10 protein-coding genes and 1 tRNA gene are annotated in these 11,954 nt (G+C 54.6%); 9 read left to right on the forward strand and 2 right to left on the reverse strand.

Going from position 1 to position 11,954, the window contains the following annotated elements; translation table 11 throughout:
• Nucleotides 1-33 precede the first annotated feature (33 nt).
• Nucleotides 34-1,074, reverse strand: a complete 1,041-nt coding sequence (locus B5F38_RS02540; protein WP_087407739.1) for an alcohol dehydrogenase — start codon at nucleotides 1,072-1,074, stop codon at nucleotides 34-36.
• A gap of 381 nt (nucleotides 1,075-1,455) precedes the next feature.
• Between B5F38_RS02540 and B5F38_RS02545 the strand changes: the two genes are divergently transcribed.
• A complete protein-coding gene (locus tag B5F38_RS02545) occupies nucleotides 1,456-4,416 on the forward strand; it encodes an AsmA-like C-terminal region-containing protein (protein WP_087407740.1) in 2,961 nt (986 codons plus the stop codon).
• A 164-nt stretch (nucleotides 4,417-4,580) separates the two neighbouring features.
• Here B5F38_RS02545 and B5F38_RS02550 read toward each other — a convergent pair whose 3' ends face one another.
• Nucleotides 4,581-4,949 carry a DMT family protein gene (locus B5F38_RS02550; RefSeq protein ID WP_087407741.1) on the reverse strand — a complete coding sequence of 123 codons (369 nt, stop codon included), beginning with the start codon at nucleotides 4,947-4,949 and terminating at the stop codon, nucleotides 4,581-4,583.
• 302 nt (nucleotides 4,950-5,251) lie between these two features.
• Between B5F38_RS02550 and B5F38_RS02555 the strand changes: the two genes are divergently transcribed.
• The 8 genes from B5F38_RS02555 to B5F38_RS02590 form a co-directional block, all read left to right on the forward strand.
• Complete coding sequence (locus B5F38_RS02555; protein ID WP_158096828.1) at nucleotides 5,252-5,740, forward strand: YcxB family protein; 489 nt, start codon at nucleotides 5,252-5,254, stop codon at nucleotides 5,738-5,740.
• Nucleotides 5,741-5,937: 197 nt separating this feature from the next.
• Complete coding sequence (locus B5F38_RS02560; protein ID WP_087407743.1) at nucleotides 5,938-7,389, forward strand: tetratricopeptide repeat protein; 1,452 nt, start codon at nucleotides 5,938-5,940, stop codon at nucleotides 7,387-7,389.
• Nucleotides 7,390-7,417: 28 nt separating this feature from the next.
• Nucleotides 7,418-7,888 (forward strand): NfeD family protein, encoded by a 471-nt coding sequence (locus B5F38_RS02565; RefSeq protein WP_087407744.1) that lies wholly within the window; start codon nucleotides 7,418-7,420, stop codon nucleotides 7,886-7,888.
• A gap of 50 nt (nucleotides 7,889-7,938) precedes the next feature.
• Nucleotides 7,939-8,913 (forward strand): flotillin-like protein FloA, encoded by a 975-nt coding sequence (gene floA / locus B5F38_RS02570; RefSeq protein WP_162611665.1) that lies wholly within the window; start codon nucleotides 7,939-7,941, stop codon nucleotides 8,911-8,913.
• 141 nt (nucleotides 8,914-9,054) lie between these two features.
• The gene (locus tag B5F38_RS02575; protein ID WP_087407773.1) at nucleotides 9,055-9,636 is read left to right on the forward strand and encodes a superoxide dismutase; all 582 of its coding nucleotides are present in this window, start codon (nucleotides 9,055-9,057) and stop codon (nucleotides 9,634-9,636) included.
• A 248-nt stretch (nucleotides 9,637-9,884) separates the two neighbouring features.
• Nucleotides 9,885-11,246, forward strand: coding sequence for a TrpB-like pyridoxal phosphate-dependent enzyme (locus tag B5F38_RS02580; RefSeq protein ID WP_087407746.1), 1,362 nt, complete (start codon nucleotides 9,885-9,887; stop codon nucleotides 11,244-11,246).
• A 120-nt stretch (nucleotides 11,247-11,366) separates the two neighbouring features.
• A tRNA-Glu gene (locus B5F38_RS02585) sits at nucleotides 11,367-11,439 on the forward strand.
• 178 nt (nucleotides 11,440-11,617) lie between these two features.
• On the forward strand, nucleotides 11,618-11,954 hold a 337-nt coding region (locus B5F38_RS02590; RefSeq protein ID WP_087407747.1), incomplete at its 3' end, for a hypothetical protein.

Here is an 11,954-nt window from a genome sequence, read left to right on the forward strand (position 1 = left end):
GAGGTTTTCCCCGAAACCGCTACCCCCTACCTCCTACCGGCGACTCTCGATAGCTACCTTGATTACTCCGTCGGCTTTGCTCTCGAACAGGCGGTAGGCTTCGTCGATGCGGTTCAGCGGGAAGCGGTGGGTAATCAGCGGCGTGGTATCGATCTGCCCCTCGGCAATCAGGCGCAATATCTCGGCACAGTCGCAACCATCTACCCCGCCGGTCTTGAAAGTCAGATTCTTGCCATACATGTCGGGCAGCGGCAACACCTGGGGCTTGTCGTAGAGGGCCACGACAGTGACTATCGCATTGGGGCGCGCACTCTCCCACGCCAGGCGGAAGGTGTCGTCGCCACCGGCAACCTCAATCACCACATCGGCACCACCGTGATCGCTGTGTGCCCGCACAAAGTCGACACACCCGTCGGGTGCAGTCACCAGCACCTGCGGGTAATGCTCGCGCACGAAGCGCTGACGCTCGGGCGACTTCTCACACACGATTACCCGGCACGGATGCTTCAGCAAGGTACACAACAGGGTACAGATGCCCGTAGGACCGGCCCCGATAATGAGCACCGTATCGTCGGGCGAAACCTCGGAGATGCGCGTGGCCCAGAAACCGGTAGCCAGAATATCGCCCACGAAGAGGGCCTGCTCGTCGCTCACCCCGGCCGGGATGGACGTGAGGCCGCAATCGGCATAGGGCACCCGCACATATTCGGCCTGGCCGCCGTCGATGCGACAGCCCAGTGCCCAGCCGCCCTGCGGGTCGGTGCAGTTGTTCACATAGCCATGTTGGCAGAAGAAACACTCGCCGCAAAAGGTCTCGACATTCACCACCACCCGGTCGCCGGGAGCAACCGTAGTAACAGCCGGGCCCACCTGCTCGACAACACCTACCATCTCGTGCCCCACGGTGATTCCCGGCACGGCCCGCGGCACACTGCCGTGCTTGATGTGCAGGTCGCTGGTACAGATACTGCCAAGGGTTACCCGCACAAGGGCATCGCGCGGGTCGATAAGTTGAGGCAACGGTTTTTCGCGCAGCTCGAACTTGCCGCGCTCGACATAGGTATAGGCTAACATGGTGTATATTCTCCTTTCTCTTTCTTCGATTTTTATACAAATACAGGCAAAGGCGAGTGTAGAGACAACCGGGAACCACGTTCCCGAGTTTGGCTACGCCGAGCCGACTCCTGCATTCGTGGAACAAATATAGTAAAAGGAGAGAGCAAAAGAGGTAAACCTATTTGAGATTTTGTGTATCTTTGAATAAGACAAGTGTCGTTTGGGCAGAGTCAGATTTGAAAACCTTGGGTTTCATTTGCCTCCGCATTCACCTTTTGCTATCTTTGTAGAAGACAAGAGAAGCTCGACGAAGTCCGAAGAAAAAGAAAGTCGTGTGTTCTGTTTATCCCGGCTCTCTCCTTTTCTTATCGTATAACAGGCAGTAAAGACAAAACCGATATGAGACATCGAACCAAAAAAATACTCAAGATTACCGGCATCACGCTGGTGTCGATTGTGGTACTGGTGACAGCCGTCATCGCCGTGGCCATCAATTTCGTATTCACGCCCGAAAAGCTGACTCCCGTCGTGCTGAAGGTCGCCAACCAGAACCTGAACGCCAAACTCGACATGAAGAGCGTGGAGCTGACCTTCTTCTCGACCTTCCCGCGATTCGGGGTGAAACTCACCGACGGTTCGCTGGTGTCGAAATCGATACGCGACTCGTTGTGGCAACGCACCGACTCGCTGCTCACCTTCAAACGGGCGATAGTCGTGGTCGATGTGGCCGACTATCTGCGGGCCAAGAAAATCAGCCTCAACCGGCTGCGCCTCGACAGCATCAACCTCTATGCCTACAAAGGGAAGGATGGCGTGGCCAACTGGGATATTGTGGCCTCCGACACGGTGGCCGAGACCGATACCACCTCGACCGGCCCGATTGCCAGCGAGATAGACATACGGCGTATCGTCGTGCGCCACGCCACCGTCACCTACGACGACCGCGAGACCCGGGTCTTTGCCAACCTGTGGGATGCCAACCTCAAACTGAGCGCCCACCTGAAGCGGGGCCACTCGATGCTGGCGCTCGACTTCGACAACAAGAACATCTTCTTCTGGCAGGATGGTGAACTGCTGGCTCACCGCATAGCCTCGCGGCTGAAGACCGAAATCGAGTTCAACCGGGCCCAGCGCACCATCGCCTTGCACGACGCCCTGCTCGATGTCAACGGCGTGGAACTCGACCTGAAGGGGTCGGTACGCCGCGACACCGTGGCCAAAGCGCTGGACGTAGACCTGCAGTATGGCCTGCATGCCCCCTCGCTGGAGCGGGTCTTGCACATGATTCCCGAGAGCGTGGTCAAGAAGGAGGAGGTCTCGGCACAAGGCGACGTGACCCTCAACGGTATCGTGAAGGGACTGTACGGCAAAGACCGAATGCCCATGATTACCCTCAAGGTATTGATAGACAAAGCCTCGGCCAAATATGCCCGCTTGCCCTACGGTATCGACGAGTTTAAGGCCGACTTCTTCGGACAGGTCGATCTCTCGAAGCAGAAACCCTCCTACCTCGACCTGAAGATATTCCACTTCAAAGGGGCCCACACCGACATCCTGGCCGATGCCAAAGTGACCGACCTGCTGGGCGACCCCGACATCACGCTCAATACCCAGTCGACCATCGACCTGACGGCCCTGGCTCAGACCTTCCCCCTGCAAGAGGGGGTATCGATCGAGGGGAACGTCGATGCCGACCTGCGCCTGCGCTGCCGCCTGTCGTCGATCAAGAAGAAAGACCTGGGGCGCATCAAGGCATTGGGCAAACTGAACATGACCCGCCTGGCCCTTCGCGACAAGAACAAAGATTTCGAATTCACGAGCGACGCCTCGCTCCGCTTCTTCGGCAACGACGTACTGGGAGCACAGGCCCAAATCAAGAACATCGTGCTGCACTCGCCGCAACTCAACTCGACCGTCGAACAGCTGTCGGCCTCCATCAAAACGACCAACCCGCAAGATACCACCCGCATCGCCACGGTACGATGCCAGGTAAATGCCAACAAACTAAAGGCTTCGATGAGTGACTCGCTGCTCCTCTTCTGCGGCAAAACGAATGCGACCGTTCATCTGCAACCGGCCGAGAACAAACCTACCCAACCCCAGGTACAGCTCACACTCGAGGCCGACACCCTGTTCTGCCGCCTGGGCGACAACCGGCTGGGCATGGATAAAGCCGGCATCCGTCTGAAAGCCAAACAGGTAAAAGACTCGATATGGATACCGCAGGGCACGGTGGGATTCAACCGTCTGTTTGTGCGCACCCCCATGTCGTCGCTTCCCATACGGGTACAGAAGACGGCCGTATCGGTGGGCAACCGCACCATCACCCTGCACAACGCCACCATGCGCATAGGACGGTCGGACCTCACGGCATCGGGCTCTATCCACAACCTCTATGCCGCCATGCGCCGCAACAAGATGCTGAAGGCCAACTTGAGCCTCACCTCGAGAAATCTGAACTGCAACCAGCTGATCCGGGCTATCTCGTTCCCGCAGGACACGGTACAGATCGAGACCGAAACCGACACCACCTCGACCCCGCTCAAGCTCTTTGTCATCCCCAAAAACATCGACTTTGAGCTGCAGACCAACCTGAAGCGGGTGCGCTACGGCAAAATGCTCTTTACCAACGTACACGGAGCCGTCGATGTGCGCAACCAGGCCATCCACCTCAAGGAGCTCGGCATGGAGGGATTGGGTGCCACCATGAACACCACCCTCATCTACCAGGCCCGCGAGCCCCAGTCGGGCTATGCCGGTTTCGACTTCAAGCTGCACAACATCAACATCGGCAAGTTGGTCGACTTCATTCCCTCGCTCGACACCATCGTGCCCATGCTGCGGTCGTTCCAGGGTACCGTCGAGTTCAACGTGTCGGCCGAGTCGGCTCTCGACTCCTGCCTCAACCTCAAGATACCCACCCTGCGGTCGGCCATCCATGTCGAGGGCGACAGCCTCGTGCTGCTCGACGGCGAGACCTTTGCCGAAATTTCGAAGAAGTTCCTCTTCAAGAACAAGGAACGCAACCTCATCGACAGCATCTCGGTCAACATCAGCGTGGCCGACGGCAACGTGACCGTCTACCCCTTCGTCATCGAGATGGACCGCTACCGGGCTGCCGTGGGCGGCACGCAAGACCTGGACATGAACTTCAACTACCACATATCCATACTCAAGTCGCCCATCCCCTTCAAACTGGGATTGAATATCTCGGGCAACCTCGACAAGATGAAGTTCGGCATGGGCAAAGCCAAGTACAAGGATGCCGTTACCCCCGTCGAGATACACAAGGTCGACAGTACCATCGTAAAGATGGGCGAGCAGATTGTGCGCGATTTCAGGCGGGTGATGCGAAGGTAGCCGCAAAAGACCGGCACACCGCCCGCCCCCACCAATACCCCTATACCATTACCCCCGGCAGCCACAAGTCTACGACTTGCAACGGTCGGGGGTAATCGCTGTCGGACTCTACCCGACAGGATACAAAAATCCCTGCGACCCGGCCGGGTGCGCAGGGAGCAAAATCATTTCATAAATACGAAGTAGACGGCCAGAACCAGACAACCGAAAGCGGCTATGTGATTCCAGTGCAGCGACTCGCCCTTGAAAAAGACCACCGAGAAGATGGTGAAGATAATGAGCGTAATCACCTCTTGTATCACCTTCAACTGCATGAGGCTGAAGGAGCCGCCGTTCTCACGGAATCCCAACCGGTTGGCCGGAACCTGGCAGCAATACTCCAGCAGGGCAATACCCCAACTGAGCAGAATGACCCCGTAGAGCGGCCAGTTGCTGATAACCTTCATCTCTTGCAACTTCAGGTGGCCATACCAGGCCAGCGTCATAAAAATGTTGGATATGATAAGTAACCCTATCGAATATAAACCCTGCATATCTTTTTCTCCTTTTTCAAAAATCGGGTGCAAAGATACGCATTAAAAATGAGAAACAAAGCGAATCGAGACAAGAAGCTCATCGCGCAGAGCATTCACACGGCACACCCTGCTCTATCCCTCATCGTGACCCCGGCGCTATGCCCGACCATCCGGCCAGAACGCCGGTCGAGAATCGCCCCACCCGGTCTCAACGGGACAAATTCAGAGGCGATACAATCCACTGCTTATTTGATAAAAAAAGTTAATCTCCCGGTCGAATGGCAAAAATGCGCCATCTTTGTAAACCAGACAGCACGACTATGGCAGAGAAGACTATCGTTACCCAACCCTGCAAGGTATCGCCCATGCACTACTTCGGGCGACTGCTGCGCACCTGGCTCTACCGCAACTGGGCCTGGCTGGCGCTGATTGTGGTGTTGCTCGTGATGCTGTCGGTTCACAACCCGCTCTTTATCTACGTGGGGCTCATGGTGGTATTTCTTGTTTTCCCCTTGATTCTCTACTACTTGTGGTTTGTCTATGCCTTGCACCCCGATTGCCGGGCCTCGATTCTGACAAAGCAGGTGGAGCTGGACGAGCGGGGCATCACCTGCCGGTTCGAGGATGACCGCACCGAGACCATCGCCTGGAGTCGGGTGACCGACGTACAGCACTCGTCGAGCGACCTGATTTTCTACCTGTCGAAATATGTATTCTTCATTCTGCCCTGCGATTCGTTCGAGTCGCCCGACGATTTGGAATATTTTCTGAAAAAAATTCTCGAGCCGGCCTTCAGGAACCGAAAATAATTGTATATTTGTAGAATATAAGATACGGCTCAGCAGAGTCCAATTGTGAAACCTTGCGTTTCCCTTGTTCTGCTTTCGCCTTTCACTATATTTGTAGAATATAGGATGCAGCTCAACCAGGGCTAAACCGAAAGGGGAAGAAGCAACAACGAGTCTGCTGCCCGAGCCGGCTATCCAGAAGTACAATTTTTTTGCACATGAAGCTATTCAAATCTATCTTTCCATATTCGCTGGCGGCAATTTTCGCCCTTGTCACCATGGCTCCGGCCGAGGCCCTGACCCTCGACCAGGCCCGCGAACTGTACAAGGCCGGGAAGTATGCCGAAGCGGCCCCCGTATTCAAAGCCCAACTGAAACGCCGCCCCAACGACGGGTCGCTGAATCACTGGTACGGGGTGTGTCTCTTCCACGAAAAGAAATATGCCGAAGCCGAAAAGTACCTGAAGGTGGGCGTCAAACGCAAAGTGCTGGAGTCTCCCCACTTCCTGGGCGACGTATATATGGCCCAATATCGTTTCGACGATGCCGCAGCCAGCTATCAAGACTATATCGATGCACTGGAGAAGAACAAGAAGCAGGTACCCGACTCGGTGACCGAAGCGATTGCCCGGGCCCGCAAGGCCAAGCTGATGCTCAACCATGTAGAGCAGGTGCAGGTTATCGATAGCCTCATCGTCGATGCCGACTCGTTTTTCGAGCATTTCAAGATGACCCCCGAATCGGGGCGAATAGGTACAGCCGAGACACTGGACGTCGCTATCCCCGACAGCACCATCGGCTACATGCCGCAACGGGGCGACAAGGTATTCTTCGGGATGCCGGTCGAGGGCAAAGGGTATGAACTGTGCGCGATGAACAAACTCACCGACGGCCGCTGGAGCCGCATCACACCGCTGCCCGAGGGGGTCAACACAACCCGCAACGAGGCCTACCCCTTCTTCCTGAACGACGGGGTGACCCTCTACTACGCCTCGAACGGCGAGGGCTCGATAGGCGGATACGACATCTTCATCACCCGGCTGAACCTCGAAAACAACACCTACCTGAAACCCGAAAACGTGGGCATGCCCTTCAACTCGATCTACAACGACTACATGATGGCCGTAGACGAGATGCTCAACATCGGCTGGTTTGTCTCGGACCGGGAGCAGATACCGGGCAAGGTGACCATCTATCTGTTTATCCCCAACTCGAGCAAACAGACCTACGACCTCGACGAAATCAAGACCGACATCAAATCGCTGGCCCTCATCCGCTCCATCCGCGACTCGTGGCCCGAAGGTGCCGACTATACCGACCTGTTGCAGCAGTTGAACGACATTCAGGAGGCGCAAGTGGTGAAGCGTCCCGACTTCGTTTTTGCCATCTGCAACGGAGTACACTACACCTCGCTCGACCAGTTTACCAGTGCCGAGGCACGCAATCTCTATATCAAGGCCAACGAGGCACGCAAACACATTGCTCAACTGGAATCGAAAGTGGCCGAACTGCGGCCCCAATATACCCAATCGCAAGGGACTACCCGCCAACGGCTCTCGGCCGAAATCGGGTCGCTCGAGTCGCAGTTGCTCTCGCTCTATCCCCAACCCGGGGAGTATGAAAACCAGGCTCGCAAAGCCGAGCTCGACGCCCTGCAAAAACGACGTTAACCTCGAAATCGACTAAATACTTACAGCTATGTTCGACATTCTGGCCATCGCCCTGCTGATAGCAATAGCCCTCACACTGGCTGTGCTGGAGATTTTTTTCCTCCCCGGCATCACCATCGCCGGCATCTGCTCGCTCGTCTTCTACGGAGGGGGCATCTACTATGCCTACACGATATACGGGTCGAACGGCGCCGTCATCACCCTGCTCATCGCAGCCATAGCCACCATTGCGACCCTGATCGGATTCATGCGATCGCGCAGCTTCGACAAGGTGGCCCTGCACACCGAAATCGATTCGGTCGTCCCCTCGCAGGTATCGCCCGACATACAGGTGGGCGACAAGGGCGTAACCCTGAGCCGGTTGAACCCCATGGGAAAAATCATGGTGGGCAAGCACACCCTCGAGGCCCAGGCCGAAAACGAACTGATCGACGAGGAGACCCCGGTACGCATTACCCGCATCGAGTCCAATGTAGTGATTGTAAGCAAAGCCGAGTAATCCCCCATATAAAAATAAGAGAAAAACAATACTAACAAACAATACAGATAATGGTAGCAATCGGACTATTACTGGCGTTCGGTATTATCGTAATACTCGCCATATTCTTCTATTTCGTGCCCTTCCTGCTATGGATTTCGGCACAAGTGTCGGGAGTGAGAATCTCACTCATACAACTCTTTCTGATGCGTATCCGTAAGGTTCCGCCCCAAGTCATCGTGCGAGGCATGATCGAAGCCCACAAAGCCGGCCTCAAAAACATCACCCGTGACGAGCTCGAGGCTCACTACCTGGCCGGCGGTCACGTAGAACGCGTGGTTCACGCCCTCGTATCGGCCTCGAAAGCCAACATCGACCTGGGCTTCCAGATGGCAACGGCCATCGACCTGGCCGGCCGCGACGTGTTCGAGGCTGTGCAAATGTCGGTAAACCCCAAGGTAATCGACACCCCGCCGGTTACCGCCGTGGCCAAGGACGGTATACAGTTGATAGCCAAGGCCCGCGTAACGGTGCGTGCCAACATCCGGCAACTGGTGGGTGGTGCCGGCGAAGACACCGTGCTGGCCCGCGTAGGCGAGGGTATCGTCTCGTCCATCGGTTCGTCCGAGTCGCACAAGCAGGTGCTCGAGAACCCCGACTCCATCTCGAAACTGGTGTTGAAAAAGGGCCTCGACTCGGGTACGGCCTTTGAAATTCTCTCGATCGACATTGCCGACATCGACATAGGCAAAAACATCGGGGCTACCCTGCAAATGGACCAGGCCCAGGCCGACAAGAACATCGCCCAGGCCAAGGCCGAGGAACGCCGCGCCATGGCCATCGCCCTCGAACAGGAGATGAAAGCCAAGGCTCAAGAGGCCCGCGCCAAAGTAATCGAAGCCGAAGCCGAAGTGCCCAAGGCCATGGCCGAAGCCTTCCGCTCGGGAAACCTGGGCATTATGGACTACTACCGCATGAAAAATGTCGAAGCCGACACTGCCATGCGCGAAGCCATAGCCAAGCCAACGGCCAAGCCCGAGAAGTAATTTCGGGCCCCAAAAGCCGATATTTCGTCGTCAAAAGAAGATTATCGGTCACAAAAGCAATTGGAAAGAAAAAATATTCGTATATTTGAAACCTTTTTGACAACAAAGTTGTTATATAGGAAAACAAAATAAACAATGATTATGATGTTTCAACTACCGCCACTGCCCTATGGTCCCAGCGATTTGGCCCCGGTTATCAGCCAGGAAACCATCGAATACCACTACGGCAAGCACGAACAAACCTATATCGACAACGTGAATAAGATGATCGAAGGCACTCCCTATGCCGAGATGCCGCTCGAGCAAATTATTCGAGAAGCCGAAGGCGCCCTGTTCAACAACGCCTCACAAGCGTGGAACCACATATTCTATTTCTTCTCCTTCTCGCCCAACGGTCGAAGAGCACCGCAAGGGAAGTTGGCCGAAGCCATAGAACAACAGTGGGGAAGCCTGGAAAATTTCCAGAAAGAGTTTGAACAGGCCGGCGTGACCCTTTTCGGGTCGGGCTGGGTATGGTTATCGAAAGACCCGCAAGGGAAACTGGTAATCAGCAAAGAGAACAATGCAGGTTCCCCGCTGACCAAGGGGCACACACCGTTGCTGACATTCGACGTGTGGGAACATGCCTACTATATCGACTACCGCAACAGACGAGCCGAACACCTGCACCGCTTGTGGGAAATCGTAGACTGGTCGGTTGTCGAGTCGAGATACAACGAATAATTCGCATAGTCGCGCGTGAGCGTAACTCTATCTAGCACTTTAAAATAAGCATAATGTGATGAATTCTAAAGAAGAGATGCTGCGTGAGCAGCGTCTCTTTTTGCTTTAAAAAGAATTAAATCGAAATACAAATAGATATATTTTTATCTATTTTGCATACAGATAATAAATTTTCCCTATATTTGCTATCATTCAGATGCAATAATTGCATCTTTATTTACATTTTTAATTACAAACATCACATGCCTATGGCCACTAAAAAATTTATTCTCTCTGAGAAAGAGATTCCGCAGGCTTGGTACAACATTGTCGCCGACATGCCACACAAGCCCATGAGCCCGCTGAACCCGGCCACCAAACAACCGCTCGCCGTCGAAGACCTCTACCCCATCTTTGCCGAAGAGTTGTGTAAACAAGAGCTGAACGCCACCGATGCTTGGATAGAGATACCCGAGCCCGTGCGCGACATGTACAAGATATGGCGCCCCACCCCGCTGGTGCGAGCTCTGGGTCTCGAGAAGGCACTCGACACGCCGGCTCATATCTATTTCAAGAACGAGAGTGTAAGTCCCGTAGGCTCGCATAAACTCAACTCGGCCATTCCCCAGGCCTACTACTGCAAACAACAAGGTGTGACCAACATCACCACCGAAACCGGTGCCGGGCAATGGGGGGCCGCCCTCTCGCTCGCCGCCAAAGCCTTCGGTCTCGAGCTGGCCGTCTATATGGTCAAGGTGAGCTACCATCAGAAGCCCTACCGCCGCTCCATCATGCAGACCTTCGGTGCCCAGGTAATCGCATCGCCCAGCATGTCGACCAAAGCCGGACGCAAGATTCTCACCGAGCACCCCAACTACCAGGGAAGCCTGGGCACGGCCATATCCGAGGCGATAGAGCTTGCCCTGAGCACCCCCAACTGCAAATACACCCTGGGCAGTGTGCTCAACCACGTGTCGCTGCACCAGACCGTCATCGGCCTCGAAGCCGAAAAACAGATGGAGATGGCCGGCGAATATCCCGACGTCATCGTCGCCTGTTTTGGCGGAGGGTCCAACTTCTCGGGCATCGCCTACCCCTTCCTGCGCCACAAACTGCGCGAAGGCAAGGAGATCCGCCTCGTGGCTGCCGAACCCGCCTCGTGTCCCAAGTTGACCAAAGGCGTATTCCAATACGACTTCGGCGACGAGGCCGGCTACACCCCGCTGCTCCCCATGTACACCCTGGGGCACAACTTCGCACCGGCCCATATCCACGCCGGCGGACTGCGCTACCACGGGGCCGGGACTATCGTCAGCCAGCTCAAGAAAGACGGATACCTCGAAGCCGTCGACATCGACCAGCTCGACACCTTCAAGGCGGCAACCCTCTTTGCCCAGAGCGAAGGCATCATTCCGGCCCCCGAGTCGGCCCATGCCATCGCCGCAACCATCAAGGAAGCGCTCCAGGCCAAAGCCGAGGGTAAAAAACGGTGCATCCTCTTCAACCTCTCGGGGCACGGACTCATCGACATGGCCGCCTATGACCAATACCTGGCCGGCGACCTCAGGAACTACAGCCTCTCCGAAGATGAAATCAAGAAGAATATCAATGAGTTAGACAAGATTATTTAACCATGCAAAAAAACTCCGGGAAAAATATTCGAAAAAATAATTGATTTTTTTCGTCCAAAAATTTGGTCAGTTCAAAAATACCGCCTATATTTGCATCGCCTTTCCGAAAGAAAGCAAGCTGGCGGTTTAGTGTAGTGGCCTAGCACGCAACCCTCTCACGGTTGAGACTCGGGTTCGATTCCCGGAATCGCTACAAAGCAAGAAATGAAACTCAGAAGTCTGACATTCAGATTTCTGAGTTTTTTCTTTTTATCCTCCCGGGACAGAAACGGGACAAAATGACGGATCAACGTAAAAACGGATCAACGTAAAAACCTGAGGAGTAAACCGTATAAAATCGTATCTTTGCGAGCAATGAATCAGCAACAGATATGGAAAGTAACGGCTATCGTCTCCTTCTTCCCGAAGGGACATTGGATTATTTCATCATCTTGGATGTAAAGGAAAGCAGTACGGAAATAGTAATATATCTGGAAGAGAAAAATGAAGTTCCTGAAGAACATTCAAAAATGAAAGTGGAAAGCAAGGGATTTTATGATCCTGTAGTGGTTCAGGACTTTCCGGTTCGTGGCAAGAAACTTTTCCTGAATATCCGCCGTCGCAGATGGATTGTGAAGGAAGAAGGCCGTTATGTAAGCCGCAACTGGAAGCTGATTGCAGAAGGGAGCCGTATGACGCAAGAATTTGCGTCTTTTTTAAAAGAACTAT

The sequence above is a fragment of the Barnesiella sp. An22 genome (genome assembly GCF_002159975.1).
Taxonomy (GTDB): Bacteria; Bacteroidota; Bacteroidia; order Bacteroidales; family Barnesiellaceae; genus Barnesiella; species Barnesiella merdigallinarum.